This is a genomic window from Chryseobacterium oncorhynchi (assembly GCF_002899895.1).
GTDB classification, from domain to species: Bacteria; Bacteroidota; Bacteroidia; order Flavobacteriales; family Weeksellaceae; genus Chryseobacterium; species Chryseobacterium oncorhynchi.
On the sequence record NZ_PPEI02000003.1, the window covers coordinates 35,076 to 53,123 of the forward strand.

Annotated in this window: 14 protein-coding genes; all 14 read left to right on the plus strand. The window is 36.9% G+C overall.

Annotated elements, in window-relative coordinates; translation table 11 throughout:
* Positions 1-33 precede the first annotated feature (33 nt).
* On the plus strand, positions 34-399 hold the full coding sequence (locus C1638_RS10385) for an FtsL-like putative cell division protein (RefSeq protein ID WP_027372881.1): 366 nt from the start codon (positions 34-36) through the stop codon (positions 397-399).
* Positions 383-2,374, plus strand: a complete 1,992-nt coding sequence (locus C1638_RS10390; RefSeq protein ID WP_109620728.1) for a penicillin-binding transpeptidase domain-containing protein — start codon at positions 383-385, stop codon at positions 2,372-2,374. Before C1638_RS10385 ends, C1638_RS10390 begins: the two co-directional genes overlap by 17 nt.
* 65 nt (positions 2,375-2,439) lie before the next feature.
* The gene (locus tag C1638_RS10395) at positions 2,440-3,900 is read left to right on the plus strand and encodes a UDP-N-acetylmuramoyl-L-alanyl-D-glutamate--2,6-diaminopimelate ligase (protein ID WP_109620729.1); all 1,461 of its coding nucleotides are present in this window, start codon (positions 2,440-2,442) and stop codon (positions 3,898-3,900) included.
* A gap of 44 nt (positions 3,901-3,944) precedes the next feature.
* Positions 3,945-5,186 (plus strand): phospho-N-acetylmuramoyl-pentapeptide-transferase, encoded by a 1,242-nt coding sequence (gene mraY, locus C1638_RS10400; RefSeq protein WP_106917718.1) that lies wholly within the window; start codon positions 3,945-3,947, stop codon positions 5,184-5,186.
* Positions 5,187-5,272: 86 nt separating this feature from the next.
* On the plus strand, positions 5,273-6,598 hold the full coding sequence (gene murD / locus C1638_RS10405; RefSeq protein WP_109620731.1) for a UDP-N-acetylmuramoyl-L-alanine--D-glutamate ligase: 1,326 nt from the start codon (positions 5,273-5,275) through the stop codon (positions 6,596-6,598).
* Between the two features lie 57 nt (positions 6,599-6,655).
* On the plus strand, positions 6,656-7,894 hold the full coding sequence (locus C1638_RS10410; protein WP_109620733.1) for an FtsW/RodA/SpoVE family cell cycle protein: 1,239 nt from the start codon (positions 6,656-6,658) through the stop codon (positions 7,892-7,894).
* 31 nt (positions 7,895-7,925) lie between these two features.
* Complete coding sequence (murG, locus tag C1638_RS10415) at positions 7,926-9,023, plus strand: undecaprenyldiphospho-muramoylpentapeptide beta-N-acetylglucosaminyltransferase (protein ID WP_109620735.1); 1,098 nt, start codon at positions 7,926-7,928, stop codon at positions 9,021-9,023.
* A 72-nt stretch (positions 9,024-9,095) separates the two neighbouring features.
* Positions 9,096-10,454 (plus strand): UDP-N-acetylmuramate--L-alanine ligase, encoded by a 1,359-nt coding sequence (gene murC / locus C1638_RS10420; protein ID WP_109620737.1) that lies wholly within the window; start codon positions 9,096-9,098, stop codon positions 10,452-10,454.
* Positions 10,455-10,519: 65 nt separating this feature from the next.
* The gene (locus C1638_RS10425; RefSeq protein ID WP_109620738.1) at positions 10,520-11,497 is read left to right on the plus strand and encodes a cell division protein FtsQ/DivIB; all 978 of its coding nucleotides are present in this window, start codon (positions 10,520-10,522) and stop codon (positions 11,495-11,497) included.
* A gap of 88 nt (positions 11,498-11,585) precedes the next feature.
* Positions 11,586-12,971: a cell division protein FtsA gene (gene ftsA / locus C1638_RS10430; RefSeq protein ID WP_109620740.1), complete on the plus strand. Its 1,386-nt coding sequence runs from the start codon at positions 11,586-11,588 to the stop codon at positions 12,969-12,971.
* Positions 12,972-13,049: 78 nt separating this feature from the next.
* Positions 13,050-14,963: a cell division protein FtsZ gene (gene ftsZ, locus C1638_RS10435; RefSeq protein ID WP_109620742.1), complete on the plus strand. Its 1,914-nt coding sequence runs from the start codon at positions 13,050-13,052 to the stop codon at positions 14,961-14,963.
* 101 nt (positions 14,964-15,064) lie between these two features.
* Complete coding sequence (locus C1638_RS10440; RefSeq protein WP_109620744.1) at positions 15,065-15,511, plus strand: GatB/YqeY domain-containing protein; 447 nt, start codon at positions 15,065-15,067, stop codon at positions 15,509-15,511.
* 456 nt (positions 15,512-15,967) lie between these two features.
* The gene (locus tag C1638_RS10445; protein WP_076352812.1) at positions 15,968-16,378 is read left to right on the plus strand and encodes a BrxA/BrxB family bacilliredoxin; all 411 of its coding nucleotides are present in this window, start codon (positions 15,968-15,970) and stop codon (positions 16,376-16,378) included.
* A gap of 106 nt (positions 16,379-16,484) precedes the next feature.
* Positions 16,485-17,999 carry a GH3 auxin-responsive promoter family protein gene (locus C1638_RS10450; RefSeq protein WP_109620746.1) on the plus strand — a complete coding sequence of 505 codons (1,515 nt, stop codon included), beginning with the start codon at positions 16,485-16,487 and terminating at the stop codon, positions 17,997-17,999.
* Positions 18,000-18,048: the final 49 nt, after the last annotated feature.

Sequence of the window (18,048 nt, forward strand, 5' to 3'; positions counted from 1 at the left end):
AGTGAATTCACTGCGAAGCAAATTGAAATAAAATTGGCAAAAAGAACAACAAATCGCCCACAGAAGAGACTCACTTTTATAGACATTATAAAAGGAAACTTTCTGAATCGTGATGAGATCAAAATACATTACAAGTATTTTCTCTTGTTGTTTATCTTGATGATGGCCATGATTTACAGTAATCACCTCGTCAACAAGAAAATTAAAATTGTAAACGCCTTAAAGGAAGAAACAGAAGAATATAAATCGAGAAACGCTTACGCTCAAAGTAAGCTGATCAAGGTAAAAATGGAATCAGAGCTGGGAAAAGAGGTTGCCCGGGACTCATTAATGACACTGGAAAACCATCCTCATAAATTGCTAATAAAACTGGACAGTACAGATGCAAAAGCAAAATGAATACGACAATAAGCGTAAAAAAACTTTACGATGGGGCTACCTCTTTGCAGTGGTAGCTTTGTGCGTGTTTGTAATGTTCTTGGCAAGGATCGTAATCCTTCAGAACACCAATGTTCAGGAGATTAAGGATGATTACATTAATAAAAACTATCGTGAAGCCACATTAAAGGCTGCCCGTGGTAATTTATTCGCTTCCGACGGCTCCATTTTGGCAACAACCGTAATGCGCTACGACATCTATCTTGACTTCAAAACGATGAAAGATACGGTCTACAGCAACAACATTGGAGCTTTAACAGATTCTTTGAGCAAAATGTTCGGGAAATCCAGAGGAGAGTTCAGACAAAAATTTGACGAACAGAAGAAAAAGAAAAACCAATACTATACTCTGGTAAAAGGACTTGATTTTGATCAATACGACAGAATCCGAAACTTTCCGATCTTCAAAAGAGGTAAAAATAAAGGAGGGTTCATTGTAGACAGAAACTACAAAAGAGAACTTGCCACTACTGAAATTGGAGCAGGAACCATTGGTATAGACAACGGAGAGCTTAGATCCGGCTTGGAAGGGGCTTTTTCAAAATATTTAACCGGTACTGATGGGAAAAGGTTAGAACAGAGAATCAATTCTTCACAATGGAAGCCTATTGACTTCTGGAAAGTTCAGGAACCCGTAGATGGAGAAGATGTATACACCACCTTAGATCTTAGAATTCAAGACATTGCACACTCTGCACTGGAGAAACAACTGATTCATTACGAAGCAAAACACGGTACCGTAATCGTTATGGAAGTTGAAACCGGAAAGGTGCGTGCTCTGGTTAACCTAAGAAGAACAGAAGATGGCGAATATGAAGATTCTTACAACTACGCTTTAAAAGATAACATTGAACCGGGATCTACATTCAAGACTATTTCCCTTTTGGCAGCAATGGATGATGGTTTCATCGATGAAAATACAACCGTAAATGTAGGAAATGGAGTTTGGACCTATGCCAAGCAGAGAATTTCTGACGGTCACGGTGGCGGAACTTATGACATCAGTGATGTACTGGCTAAATCCAGCAACGTAGGAACCTCCAAACTGATTACAAAATATTATGCAGAGAAACCACAGATTTTTCTTGACCATTTAAAACGTTGGAAATTATTCGATAAAATGGACATCGAACTTCCTGGAATCGCAAAACCTAAGATTTTAACTCCAGAAAATAAAAGATGGAATGCCGCTACATTAGCCTCCATCTCTTATGGTTACTCTTCGAACGTTAACCTGCTACAGCTAACAACTTTCTACAATGGAGTTGCCAATGGAGGTAAAATGCTTAAGCCATTATTCATCGATAAAATCATGAAAGACGGAAAGGTAATGTACAATGCAAAGCCTGAAGTAATGGTAAATAAAATGGCCTCAGAAAAAGCCATTAAAATGATGACCAGCGCCTTAACCAAAGCTGTTGAAAAAGGAACAGGACGAAGTATCTTCACCCCCAACCTGAAAATGGCAGGAAAAACAGGAACCGCAAGGTTTGAATACTGGCTTCCCGGCCCTATGAAGTACCGTGCATCATTTGCAGGATTTTATCCGGCGGACGCTCCAAAATATACTTGCTATGTAATGGTGAGCGAACCTAATACCTCAATAGGATTTTATGGAGGACCGGTAGCAGCACCGGTATTTAAGGAAATAGCAGGAAAAACATTCCTGAAAACACCTCAGAATATTGAAAAAGAAATGCTTGTTGACAAAAAGGTAAACCTTAGCAAAATGGTGGAACCTAATGTGAAAGTAGCAGTTAATAATAAGCAGATGCCTAGTGTAGTAGGATTAATCGGAAAAAATGTTATCCCACAGTTGGAAAACTTAGGCTACCGAGTTGACTACAAAGGAGTTGGAAGAATAAAAGAACAATTCCCATTGGAAGGCACTACCATCAGTAAGAACCAGAGAATATATTTATCTCTGCAAAATTAAAAATTAGAAGAACCCGTCCCAAAAGGACGATTTAACAAAAATAGGATGAAATCCTATTGATAAAAATGACAGTAACAGAATTAGTAAACAGAATTCCAGTAGTAGAAATTCACGGCGACAGTAACCGTGAGGTTTCCGAATTGGTATTCGACAGCAGAAAGGTTTCAGAGAACTCTCTTTACATCGCTATGAGAGGTACGGTTGTGGATGGACATACATTCATAGCATCCTCTATTGAAAAAGGAGCAACAACCATTGTATGTGAAGAATTCCCGGAAACATTAGTAGAAAACGTAACCTATATAAAGGTAAAAGATTCGGCTAAGACTTTAGGTCATCTTGCTTCTAACTTCTACGGAAATCCGTCTCAGAAACTTAAACTGATAGGAGTTACAGGTACCAACGGGAAAACCTCTGTGTCTACTCTGCTTTTTGATGTTTTCACCAATCTGGGTTACACTTCTGCGTTACTTTCAACTGTTGAAATTAGAATCGGGGAAGAAATTATTCCAGCAACTCACACCACTCCGGATGTGATTACCATCAACAAAATCTTAGCTGAAGCTGTTGAAAAAGGCTGTGACTTTGCTTTCATGGAAGTAAGTTCTCATGGAATTGCACAAAACAGAATTGAAGGACTTCACTTCAAAGTAGCAGGCTTTACCAACCTTACCCACGATCATTTAGATTATCATAAAACCTTTGAAGACTATTTAAAAACAAAGAAAAGATTCTTCGATGGACTGGAAGATACAGCTGTTGCCATCACCAATGTAGATGACAAGAACGGAAATGTCATGCTTCAAAATACAAAGGCTAAAAAGAAGTCTTATGCTTTGAAAACGATGGCTGATTACCATGGAAAACTTCTGGAAGTTGACTTCAACGGTATGTTGGTGAACTTCAACGGAAAAGAACTTTGGACGACACTGACAGGAAAATTCAATGTTTACAACTTGTTATTGGTCTTCGGAATTGCTGCTGAGCTAGGATTTCAACAAGATGAAATTCTTCAGGCTATCAGCAAGTTGAAAAGAGTTTCCGGAAGATTTGAGACATTTAAGTCAGACGGTGGAATTTTCTTTATTGTAGATTATGCTCACACGCCGGATGCATTGGAAAACATTCTGGACAGCATCAACGATATCAGAACAAAAAACGAAAGATTAATTACAGTTTTCGGATGCGGAGGAGACAGAGATCACTCCAAAAGACCTGAAATGGGAAATATTGCCTCCAAAAAATCAACTTTGGCTATCATCACTTCAGATAATCCGAGAACAGAAGATCCCGCACAAATTATTAAGGAAATTGAAGCAGGAGTTGAACCTCAAAACTTCAGCAAATACACTTCAATTCCGGACAGAAAAGAAGCCATAAAAATGGCCATAAAGTTTGCAGAACCTAAAGATATTGTTTTAGTAGCCGGAAAAGGCCACGAAACTTATCAGGAGATAAATGGTGTAAAACATCATTTTGATGACAAAGAAACGATCAATGAGCTTTGGAGATTAATGTCTAAATAGATTGAAAGATTGAACTCATTTAAAGATTTAAATTAAAAAGAAACATGCTATACTATCTATACGAATATCTAACTGACCATGGAATTCACGTTCCGGGATTAGGAATGTTGAAATACATCTCCTTCCGTGCCGGAATGGCTGTACTGTTCTCTTTAATTATTGCACTTGTTTATGGTAAAAGAGTGATCAATTACCTTAGAACAAAGCAAATGGGTGAATTAGTACGTGACCTTGGGTTAGACGGACAGAAGCAAAAAGAAGGAACTCCTACCATGGGAGGTCTTATCATCATTTTGGCAACCATTATTCCGGTATTGCTGTTTACAAGAATCACCAATGTCTATATTGTTTTGTTACTCGTTTCCATGTTTTGGATGGGGGCTATTGGATTTTTGGATGATTATTTAAAGAAAATCAAGAAAAATAAAGACGGACTTAGCGGTAAGTTCAAAATAGTAGGACAAGTTGGTTTAGGCTTAATTGTCGGAATTACAATGTATTTCCACCCGGACATCACTGTTAAAAGAAAATATGCAGATGCAAAAGTGGTGAACAGAAACAATGTAGAGCAAAACTTTATGCCTACAGAAAAAATTACCGTTTCCACCGTTCCGTTTGCAAAGAACAATGAATTCGATTATAGCGGAATTCTGTTTTGGATGAATGAAAAAGATGCCCACGAATGGGCATGGATTGTCTTTATACCCATCGTTATCTTCATTGTAACAGCCGTTTCGAATGGAGCTAATATCACGGATGGAATAGATGGCCTTGCCGCAGGAACCAGTGCCATTATACTGCTCACCCTCGCCCTGTTCGCCTATCTTTCAGGGAACATCATCTTTGCAGACTACCTGAATATCATGTTCCTCCCGAATATGGGAGAAACCACCATTTTTGCCGTAGCCATGGTAGGCGCTGTGATTGGGTTCTTCTGGTACAATACCTATCCTGCTCAGGTTTTCATGGGAGATACGGGAAGCTTAATGCTGGGAGGAGTCATTGCTGTTTTAGCGATTATCTTAAGAAAAGAACTGTTGATTCCTGTTTTATGTGGAATCTTCTTAATTGAAAACCTATCCGTAATGCTACAGGTTATCGTTTTCAAATACAGAAAAAGAAAATACGGGCTGGAATATGCTCAAAACAATAGACTATTCAAAATGTCACCATTACACCATCATTATCAGAAAGACGGATTTCACGAAAGTAAAATCGTTAACAGAATGATTATCATAGGAGTAATATTGGCAATTGTTTGTCTGATCACACTAAAAATGAGATAATTTTTGTAAAAAGTAGAAAGTACTGATGTAAGGACACCAAATGCATTGTACGTTTTACATTTTACATTTTACAAAAAAGATTAAATATGAAAATAGTTGTTTTAGGAGGAGGAGAAAGCGGATGTGGAGCTGCTTATTTGGCCAAAAAGAAAGGTCTGGAAGTATTTCTTTCAGATAAAGGAGCCATTAAGGATAACTATAAACAGTTTCTTACCGAAAATGAAATTGAATTTGAAGAAGGAAACCACGACGAAGAAAGAATCTTAAATGCAGATTGGATTGTAAAAAGCCCGGGAATTCCGAAAAAGGCTGAAATTATCTATAAAATTCATGAGAAAGGAATAAGACTTTCGTCAGAAATTGAATTTGCTTCTGAATTTACAGACGCAAAGATTATTGCCATCACAGGAAGCAACGGAAAAACCACCACCACTTCCCTAATCTACTATATCCTGAAAAATGACGGCTTAAAAGTAGGTTTAGGAGGAAATATAGGATACAGCTTTGCAAAACAGGTTGCAGATGAAAATCATGAATATTATGTATTGGAAGTAAGCTCTTTCCAATTAGATGATATTCAGAATTTCAGACCTTATATCTCTTTATTGTTGAACCTATCTCAGGATCACCTGGATCAGTACAACTACAACTATGAAGAATATGCCCTGGCAAAATTCAGAATAGCTGAAAATCAAGAGAATGATAACTTCTTCATCTACAACAAAGATGATGAAATGAGTAAAAATCTTCTTGAAAAGCTAGAAATAAAAGCGAAAATGATCCCTTTCTCTACAAAAGAGAAGCTGGAAGAAGGAGGTTTTGTTAATAACGATCAAATTGTGGTAAAAATGAAAGATGAGTTTTCAATGAAAGTTGAAGAATTATCCTTACTTGGAAACCATAATGTAGCTAATAGCTTAGCCGCTTCAATAGCTGGTAAAATATTGAAAATCAATAACGAAAGCATTAGACATTCACTAATGACTTTTCAGGCAGTAGAACACAGACTGGAATTTGTAACCGAAATAGAGGGTGTTAAATACATCAACGATAGTAAAGCTACCAATGTGAATGCAACCTATTACGCTCTGGAAAGCATGAAAACCCCAACCATCTGGATTGTTGGTGGATTAGATAAAGGAAATGACTATACCGAGATTGAAGATTTAGTTAAAAGAAAAGTAAAGGCAATCGTTTGTCTGGGAATTGATAATAAAAAGATTATAGATTTCTTCAAAGAAAAAAAGGAATTTATTTACGATACTTCAAGTATGGAGGAAGCTGTGAAAATATCAAAATCACTAGCTAAAAATGGAGAAACCGTTTTATTATCACCATGCTGTGCAAGCTTTGATTTATTCAAAAGCTATGAAGACAGAGGACGTCAGTTTAAAGAACAAGTATTAAAATAAAATGTCGGATGTAAAAAGTACATTTTACTTTGTACATCATACATCAATACAAAAAATATGGACGAGCAGAACACAGAAAGCAGAGTTGAATTTCTAAAGGGCGATAAAGTACTTTGGATGGTCATTCTTGTGATCTCCATTTTCTCTATTTTCCCAGTTTATTCTGCAAGTTCAAATCTGGAATATATCGTTAATAACGGAACCACTACAGGACACGTTATCAAACATATGTTCTTTGTAGTCTTAGGTTTAGGAATCATGAGACTCGTAGGAACCGTAAAATATGAATACATCGGAAAGCTCAGCAGTATTTTGCTTGGCCTTATGGTTGTTTTATTAGTTGTTACCATGTTTACCGGTCAGACCATTGATGGGGCCAGTGCTTCCAGATGGCTAAAAATTCCGGGAACACCAATCTCTTTCCAACCATCGTCTTTTGCATTCCTAATGTTAATCATCTATTTATGTAGATATTTAACCAAAAAGATCACAAGAGAAAGGCTTCCTATAGAGAATATCATGTATATTTTCGGACCTATTCTTCTCGTGTTTGTGCTGGTTGCAAAAGATAACGGATCTACAGCATTAATGATCTTAATGGTTTCTGTGATTGTTCTAGTTATAGGACAGCTTCACTGGAAATACATTGCGGGATTTATTTCAGCATCATTTATAGCCATTGTATTGTTTTTACTAATCGCATTAAACACCAATATGATCGGTGGAAACCGTGTTCATACATGGATGAGCCGTATTGAAACCTTTACATCAAGCAAGGCAAAATCAGCAGATACCGATGATGAAAGCGTAAAAGCTAAGAACTATCAGGTAATGCAGGCCAAGGCAGCCATCGTTCATGGTGGAATTACCGGAATGGGACCTGGAAAAAGTGCATTAAAGCAAATGCTTCCTCAGTCTGCCTCCGATTTTATCTTTGCCGTAATTGTAGAAGAATATGGAGTAATCGGAGCCGCATTTCTGATCAGTCTCTATCTGATTATGATGATACGGATCGTAATGATCGCCAGTAAAATGCCGGCATTCTTCGGATCGTTGCTCGTACTCAGTCTCGGGGTAATGATCTTTATACAATTAGCAGTAAATATTGCCGTTGCTGTTAATTTGATCCCGGTAACAGGACAGCCTTTACCATTAATCAGCTACGGAGGAACCTCCATGCTGGTGACTTATTTACAGTTAGGAATTATCTTAAATATAAGCTCAAGAATTCAAATTTATGATGAAGAAGGAATGGGCAAAAAACAAACTATAGCAGAAATAAACGATATCGCATAACCAAAAAGTAGGACAAAGTCCCATTATTTAAATGAGCAAAAAACTAAAAATATTATTATCAGGCGGAGGAACAGGAGGACACATCTTCCCTGCCATCGCTATTGCTGACGAAATCAAGAAAAGATTTCCTGACGCAGAATTTTTGTTCATTGGAGCCAACGGAAAAATGGAAATGGAAAAAGTTCCACAGGCTGGCTACAAAATAGAAGGAATAGATATCGCCGGAATCGACAGAGGAAACTTATTATCCAACTTGGGGTTACCTTTCAAAATTCTGAAAAGTTTATCAAAATCAAAGAAGATCATTAAAAAATTTGCTCCGGATTTTGCCGTGGGAACTGGTGGTTTTGCGAGTGGACCAGCCTTGTATGAGGCAAGTAAGTTGGGAATCCCAATTTTTATTCAGGAACAGAACGCTCACGCAGGAGTAACCAATAAAATCCTTAGCAAGAAAGCAAGAGCCGTTTTTACAGCCTATCCAAAAGTAGAAGGCTTTCCGGTAGAAAAAATTAAGTTTTTGGGTAATCCTATTCGCGAGAACATTATTTCAGGAATGCAGGAAACCATCCAGGCAAAAGAAAAAATGGGATTAAATAAAGACAAACTTACGATTCTTTCTGTAGGTGGATCTTTAGGCTCCAGAACATTGAATAACGCTTGGAAGTCTCATTTAAAAGAAATTTTAGACAAAAATTATCAGCTTATCTGGCAAACAGGAAAGCTTGATTATCAAGATATTTTAGAAGAAACAAAAGATGCAGAAAGCAGAAATATTCAGATTCTTGAATTTATCAAAGACATGGAACTGGCGTATTCTGCAGCAGACATTATAGTTTCAAGAGCCGGAGCCATTGCCATTTCAGAGTTGGCAGTAGCACAAAAACCGGTATTATTGGTTCCTTTCCCTTTTGCAGCGGAAGATCACCAAACCAAAAATGCCATGAATCTGGTTGAAAAAAATGCAGCCAAAATGGTAAAAGACTCTGAAATGCAGGAAAAATTCTGGAATACATTATCAGAAATCTGTGAAAAAGAAAGTGTAAGAAAGGAAATGTCTGACAATCTGAAATATTTTGCTAAGCCAAATGCGGCAAAAGAGATTGTAGATGAGATATTTAAATTAATGTAAAAAGTAAAATTGTAAATGTATTAATGAAAATCATAAATACTTTTACATGAATACATCAATACAAGGAAAAGAATGAGCAATTTAGAAACATATCAAAATTTTTACTTCGTTGGAATCGGGGGTATCGGAATGAGTGCTTTAGCACGTTACTTCCATGCATCCGGAAAAAATGTATTGGGCTATGATAAAACCAATACCAAGCTTACTCAAAATCTAATGAACGAAGGAATTGATATTGTTTTCGAAGATCTTATTGACGAAAAAATCACTTCTCTTCAACAAGAAAACACATTGGTAATCTACACTCCTGCTATCAAAACGCTTGGGATTTTAGATTATTTCAATGAAAATCAGTTTGAGATCTTAAAACGTGCAAAGGTCTTGGGGTTAATTACTGAAAATACAGATTGTATTGCTATAGCAGGAACCCACGGAAAGACAACAACGTCTACCTTGGTTTCACACTTATGTAAAGAAGTTAATTTGCCGTTCTCATGCTTTTTAGGAGGTATTTCCGAGAACTTTAAATCAAACTTCCTATACAATGGCTCTACCTATTCCGTAGTAGAAGCAGATGAGTATGACAGAAGCTTCCTGAGCCTTTCTCCGGATTGGGCAGTAGTAACTTCTACCGACGCTGATCACCTGGATATTTATGGTGATAAAAGCCACATTGAAGAGGGCTTCAGACAATTTGCAGCACTAGTTCCGGAAGATAGAAAGCTATTTGTAAGAAAAGGAATTGAAATCGGCAGAGGGCATCAAACCTACGCCGTGAATGAAAAGGCAGATTATTACTCAGACAATCTACGCATGGATCATGATAAGATTTATTTTGACTTCCATACTCCGACAGAAACAATAAAAGATTTTGTTTGGGAAATCCCGGGAATCCATAATGTAGAAAATGCAACAGTAGCATTGGCTATTTTGCACAATTTGGGCGCAGATTTTGATACGCTGAAAAAGGCAATTGCCAATTTTAAAGGAATTAAGAGGAGATATACTAAACATATTTACGAAAACGGTAAAATTTATATCGATGACTATGCCCATCATCCAACAGAGATTAATGCAGTAGTGGGTTCTATCAAGACTTTTTATCCGGATAAAAAATTATTGGTTGTTTTCCAGCCTCATTTATTTAGCAGAACAAGAGATTTTGCAGATGGATTTGCAGAAAGCCTTAGCAAAGGTGAAGAATTGATCTTACTGGATATTTATCCAGCAAGAGAACTTCAGGAGAATTTTGAAGGAATTACTTCAAGCTGGCTGTTGGAGAAAGTAACATTAGATAAAAAAGAAGTATCGAATTTATCCGATGCTTTTGAAAAAATAAAAGAAAAAGATTTTGACATCCTCCTTACAGTAGGTGCAGGAAACATTGATACCCTGTATGACCCTATTTGTGAATGGATGAGTAAATTATAAAAAATAATAATGTATTTACGTATTCATGAATACATTTTACATAAATACATGAATACAAAGAATGTATGAAAAATAAGTACAGAATATTAAAAATTGTTGTCACAGTAATCATCCTAGGATTGTTGCTGAGTTTCTCATTGAAGAGATTCGGTCGCCTGCAGATTACTGACAATAAAATTTCTGTAAAAATGAATGAAAAAACTCCCGTTTACTTTGTTGATGAAAAAGATATCAGGGAGATTGTAAAAAAGGAAAACCCATCAGGAAAAGTTGGTGAGCTGAACATTCCTGCATTAGAAAAAAAGATCAATTCGCTTCCTGCCGTTGACAGTGCCAATGTCTATTTGAACTTAAACGGAAAGCTGAATCTGGATATCAAACAGAGAGTTCCTGTTTTCAGACTTAACAAAGATGGAAGAGACTTCTATGTGGATGAGAAAGGAGTTGAATTTCCTATTTCAAAAACCTATTCGCATCCGTGTATGCTGGTTACAGGAAATATACAGCCTGATGAATATGAGAAGCTGGCAGAATTGGTTGGAAAAATTGATAAAGATGATTTCAGCAAGAAATTCTTCATTGGAATTTCAAAATCTAAAGAAAGTTATAACCTTCTGACAAGCGAAGGAAATTATAGGGTAGAGATCGGAGATTTAGATAATATTGATTTTAAGGTAAAAGGATTTAAAACCTTTGTAGAAAAATATCTGGTATATCAGGATCCTCAAAAATATAGTATGGTTTCTGTAAAATATCAAAACCAGATTGTAACTACCTTAAACCCCTATTTCAAGGAAAACGACAGCATCCTCAAAGCAGGAAAGCTAGAGTTGGCTAAAGTTCCTACCGCACTGGCTTCCGTTAAAAAAACGGAAACTAAGCCAAAGGCCACAGAAGCAAAAAAAACAAGCTCAGCATCGGTAAAACCGAAAGAGAGGACAAAACCTAAAACACAACAAAAGGAAGGAAAAAAAACAGAGAAAAAAACAACGGCCCAGGCACAGTCCAAGCCAAAGCCAAAAGCAAAGGTGAAAATAGAATAATAAAGAGTTCCAAAAGGACAATTTAACACAAAGTAGGATGCAGTCCTAATCATAGAAAAAGTAGAAAAAAATCAAATCGATATAAAAAATGGAAAATCAAGAGTATTCAGTAGGTCTGGACATCGGGACAACAAAGATAGTCGCGATTGTCGGAAGAAGGAATGCACACGGGAAAATAGAAGTTCTCGGTGTAGGAAAAGCTAAAAGTCTTGGTGTTCATAAAGGTATTGTGAATAATATTTCACAAACTATTAATTCAATCAAGGCCGCAGTTTCCGAAGCACAATCCAGTGCTGGAGTTCCTATCCGCAAAGTTACGGTAGGTATTGCAGGAAAACACATTCGTTCTCTGCAGCATTCCGATTATATTATGCGTGAACATCCGGATAAGTTTATTACAGATGATGACATTGAAGCGTTAAAAGATCAGGTCAAGAAGCTAGTTATGCTTCCTGGAGAAGAAATTATCCATGTACTTCCACAAGAATATAAAGTAGATTCCGAAGGTGAAATTCAAGAGCCTGTAGGAATGCACGGTAAACGTTTAGAAGCTAATTTCCACGTTGTAGTTGGGCAGATGGGAAGCATCAGAAATATAGCAAGATGCGTTCGTGAGGCCGGACTAGAAATGGAGGCCCTTACTTTGGAGCCATTAGCATCTTCCGAAGCCGTTCTTACCAAAGAAGAAAAAGAAGCAGGAGTAGCAATTGTTGATATTGGTGGTGGTACCACAGATATTGCTATCTTTAAAGATAATATCATTCGTCATACCTGTGTTATCCCTTATGGGGGCGGGATTATTACCGAAGATATCAAAGAAGGTTGTTCTATTATTGAAAAACATGCAGAACAATTGAAAGTAAAATTCGGTTCGGCTGTGCCAGAATTAGAAAAAGACAGTACTTTTGTAACAATTCCGGGGCTTCACGGCCGTCCAGACAAAGAAATTTCTTTAAAAACCCTTGCACAGATTATCAATGCAAGAGTAGAAGAAGTTTTGGAAATGGTCAATACAGAATTGAAAGCTTACGGAGCCTTTGAACAAAAGAAAAAACTGATTGCAGGAATCGTTTTGACTGGTGGTGGTTCAAACCTGAAACACCTTCGTCAGCTAGCCAATTATACAACAGGTTTTGATAGCAGAATCGGTTTTGCAAATGAATATATTGCCAACGATAAGAATCAGTACCTTAAAGGCCCTGAATTTGCTACCTCTATTGGATTACTGATGGAGAGTTTAAAGATCAGAGACAAGAGGCTGAATATTGACGAAGAATTGGAACAAATTGTGAATGAACAACCTAAACCTGAGACAACATCCGTACAGGCAGAAACGGTTCAGCCAATTCAGCAGGCAGCACCCGTTCAGGAGCAAACTGTTTCCGATCAAAAGCAGGAAAATAGAAGAGCGAAATTGACCTTTGGACAGTCGCTTATGGAAAAAGTAAAAAAATTCTTTGAAGAAGTAGAATAAAGTATAAATGATCAATGATAACAGATAATTGACTTATCAACTTTCACTCATCATTCATCAATTGTTAAAAGTATAGTTATGGAAAATATAGGTACACAAGGATTTTCATTTGATCTACCAAAAGGAAATTCATCCATCATAAAAGTAATCGGTGTAGGAGGCGGTGGTAACAACGCCCTAAAGCACATGTACGAAAAAGGAATTCATGGAGTTGACTTCGTGGTATGCAATACAGATGCTCAAACTCTAGATAATAACCCCGTTGCCAATAAAGTTCAATTGGGAACTTCTATCACAGAAGGTCTTGGAGCTGGTGCTGACCCTGAAGTAGGAGAAAAATCAGCAATCGAAAGTATTGAAGATATCAAGGCAGCTATGGGACAGAACACAAAAATGGTGTTCATCACTGCCGGAATGGGTGGTGGTACCGGTACCGGAGCAGCTCCTGTCATTGCTAAAGTAGCAAAGGATATGGGGATTTTAACCGTGGGTATCGTTACAGTTCCTTTCAGTTTTGAGGGAAAAAGAAGACTAGAACAAGCAGAAAACGGTCTTGAAAAATTAAAAAATAATGTTGATTCATTAATTGTAATCAATAACGATAAATTAAGACAGCAATTCGGAAACCTTGGATTTAAGCAGGGGTTTTCAAAAGCCGATGAAGTATTAGCCAATGCAGCCAAAGGTATGGCAGAGGTTATTACTGGGTACTTTGATGTAAACATTGACTTTAGAGATGCTAAATCTGTACTTCAGAATTCTGGTACAGCGCTGATGTCTACAGGAACAGCTTCAGGAGAAAACAAAGCAGAAGAGGCAGTAAGAAAGGCCCTTGATTCTCCATTGTTGAATGACAATAAAATCACAGGTGCCAAAAACGTACTATTGCTAATCAGAAGTGGTGCAGAAGAGGTAACAATGGACGAAATCGGTATCATCATGGACCACATCCAGAAAGAAGCAGGAAATACTGCAGACATCATTTTTGGAGTTGGTGCTGATGAAGAATTAGGAGATGCAGTAAGCGTTCTTGTTATCGCTACAGGATTCTCTAATGACAACAAGAAATTCTCTGGTCCTACAGAAAAAATCAGAATCAGCCTTAATGACAGTTTTGAAGCCCAAAAATCGTCTCCTTTTAAAACAAGGGAAGAAAGAGCATCAAATCCTGAAGCAACACATGATTTTGGAGGAAAAAACCTTTTCAGATTAGATGATGAAGACCATGATACGACCAAGTTCAATATGGCATCTACTGAAAAAAAAATGATTATTGAAGAAGAGGAAATCAGAACAGAAATAAAATTCTTTGATAAAGAGGAAAATACAGTAAGCACCCCTGAACAGGAATGGAGAAATGAGGACGAAGATGGTCAGGACGCTTTCAGCTTATTCTCTATTGATGAAGAAGACGAAGACCCAAACGACTTGGAAATTCAGTCTTTCTCATTTGATTTTGAAAATAAAAAAGATGAACCTCAATCAGGAAATACATTCAACAATTCTTCTTCTCAGGAAAAGCCTGTTGAATTCAGCTTCTTTGTAAATGAACCTGTTAGAAATGAGCCTAAGACAGATTTTGGACAGCCTAAAGCTGAGTTTAATGCTCCGGTAAGCGCAGTTGTTGAACCCGCTCAAAAGATTGAGACCTTTTACCAAAAAGAAGAGCCTAGAACTGAAACAAGACCTGCTTTTGAAACCAGAGCAGAAATCGAAACTCCAAAAACTGAAGAGTCTGAATTCACATTCGTGAATAAAACGATTGATCAGGACAGAGTGATAGAAAGAAGAAATAAATTAAAAGAATTCAACTCTCGCTATCAAAGCTTTGACAGCACAAGTGAATTCGAGTCTATTCCTGCTTTCAAAAGAAAGAATATTTCGATTGACGGAACCAATGCATCAGACCAGAATATCAACACTTATATGTCTGACAACAATGGCTCTATGCAGATCAGAGAAAATAGATTTTTAAATAAAGACGTAGACTAAAATAAACGTATTAATGTATTGATGTAAAATGTATTAATGATTTTACAGACTTAGTTCTTGAATACATTAATACTTTTTACGTTAATACAAATAAAGATAATATGAGTTTAGAAAATATAATAAGCGACGCAATAAAAACAGCAATGAGAGAAAAGGACAGAGTGGCCTTGGATTCTCTACGTGCTGTAAAGTCTCAAATTCTTCTTTTAAAAACTGAAGCTAGAGGTGCTGAAGTTTCTGCAGAGCAGGAAATTGCTATTCTTCAGAGAATGATTAAGCAACGTAAAGACTCTTTTGAACAGTTCTCTGCTCAGGGGAGACAAGACCTTGCCGAAGTAGAAGAAGCTCAAATGAAAGTAATTGAGAAGTTTTTACCAAAGCAACTTTCAGCAGAAGAATTAGAAACAGAAATTAAAAATATAATTTCTGAAACCGGAGCTGAATCCATTAAGGATTTAGGAAAGGTAATGGGAGCTGCCTCAAAGGCATTAGCTGGAAAATCTGACGGAAAAAGTATTTCCGAGATGGTTAAGAAGCTCCTTTCATAATGTGATCCGGGTTTGGGGTTTTGGACTAGTTCCTAATCTCGCAAACGCGATCTCATACCATAACTAAGGATATACAACCTTTGCATATCGATTTGATTAAAGAAGCCCGGGACTTTTGAGTCTCGGGCTTCATTTTGTGGATATTCCAGTGTGTTATTCTGTTTTGAATAAAATTGAAAAAAAAAATTAGCTTATAACCATATTTGAGTAGGTAATAAGTGGCTGATTGCTTGAGGGAAAGCCTTAAATGTTTTTTTCATGGTCGTTTGTTTTTCAGAATCATTTCAAATTTAATAATTATATTTTATTATTCCTAATTTTAATTCACATTTTTATGAATATTGTTAAATTATTAATATTCAATTAATTTTATATTGACTAATCCATTGATAGTTTTTATGTATTGAACAAACGTAAAGAAATGTTTAACTTTGTAGCGATAAAAAAACAAAATATATGTATCCAACAGATTTAGTAATGCCTATGAAGGCTGAACTTACAGATAAAGGTTTTCAAGATTTAACATCTCCTGCGCAGGTAGAAGAAGCGTTAAAGCAGTCTGGAACTACATTATTGGTTATCAACTCTGTATGCGGATGTGCTGCAGGGGCTGCAAGACCAGGAGTAGTTTACTCTTTGACTGGAGATAAAAAACCTGATCATTTAACAACTGTATTTGCAGGATTTGATACAGAAGCTGTAGTTGAGGCAAGAAAACACCTTGCTCCATTTCCTCCAAGCTCACCTTGCGTAGCTCTTTTCAAGGATGGTGAATTGGTTCACATGCTAGAAAGACATCATATTGAAGGAAACCCTGCAGGTGCTATTGCAGCAAACCTTCAGGCTGCTTATGATGAGTACTGCTAAGAAACAATAAACTCAATATTAAACCGTTACAAATTTTGTAGCGGTTTTTTTATTTAACCTTACAAAAAAATTCTCTAAACATTCAAATATCATTATATTTGTTGGAATGGCAACCAAGGCACTTTTCAATACTGTGGTCAACTGGTTCATCCGTCAAAGGATAGACCAGATTCAAAATTTCATGGATCATCCCATTGAAACACAGAAAGGTATATTGTTTTCTCAACTGTTTCATGCAGAGGATACAGAATATGGCAAACTGCATGGATTTAACTCTATTTCAAGCTATCAGGATTTTAAAAATAAGGTCCCTATTGTTACCTATGAAGATTTTGAACCTTATATTGAAAGGGCGCGCCAGGGTCACAAGGATGTAAGCTGGCCGGGACTGATTAAACATTTTGCTAAATCATCGGGAACAACTAATGCAAGAAGCAAGTTTATTCCTATTTCCGCCGAAAGCCTTGAATATTGTCACATGAAAGCCGGAAAGGACATGGTGTCTATCTATGCTAATAATCATCCGGAAAATCAGCTTTTTAATTATAAAAACTTACGCTTAGGCGGAAGTTCGGAACTGTATGCTGATTTTAATACAAAATTTGGCGACTTGTCTGCCATTTTAATTGATAATCTCCCATTTTGGGTAGAAATTACGACCACTCCAAGCAAGAAGGTTTCTTTGATGGGAGAATGGGAAAGCAAACTGAAAGCAATTACCTCAGAAGTAAAAAATGAAGATGTAGGAAGTATTCTGGGAGTCCCAAGCTGGATGATGGTTCTTTTACAACGAGTATTAACGGAAACCAGTGTAGGAAGTATTTCTGAGCTGTGGCCTAATTTAGAGGTCTTTTTCCACGGTGGAATCAGTTTTAAACCCTACAAGGAACAATACAAGCAGATCATCGGAAAAAACATCAATTACTACGAAATTTATAATGCATCTGAGGGATTCTTCGGTATACAGGACAGATCCAATAGTGATGAGATGCTTCTGATGCTGGATTATGGGATATTCTACGAGTTTATACCAATGGATCAGTTTCATTTCTCAGATCCAAAGGTAGTAAGTCTGGAGGATGTGGAAATTGGGAAAAACTATGCTATGGTTATCACCACCAACGGCGGACTATGGAGATATCTGATTGGAGATACAGTTGTATTTACATCAATAAACCCTTTCAGAATAAAAATAACAGGGAGAACCAAGCATTACATCAATGCTTTTGGAGAAGAGCTAATGATTACCAACGTAGAATCTGCGCTGTCAAAGGCCTGTGAAAATACTGGTGCTCAGATTACAGACTTTACAGGCGCTCCGGTCTTTATGAAAAATAACGAGGGAGGTGCCCACGAATGGATATTTGAGTTCAGTCAATATCCGGACAATCTGGATAACTTTATTGATGCTTTTGACCAACACCTAAAGACCATCAATTCGGATTACGAAGCAAAGAGATATAACAACATGACCCTTAAAAGACCAATTGTACATATTGCAAAAGATAATTTATTCTACCACTGGCTGGAATCCAAAGGAAAGCTTGGCGGACAGAATAAAGTTCCAAGGTTAAGTAATGACAGGGAGTATATAGAACCGCTTTTAGAGCTTAATAAGTAAAGACCGGCTCCGTATTAATAAAACGTTTTATTGATCTATACACTAAAAA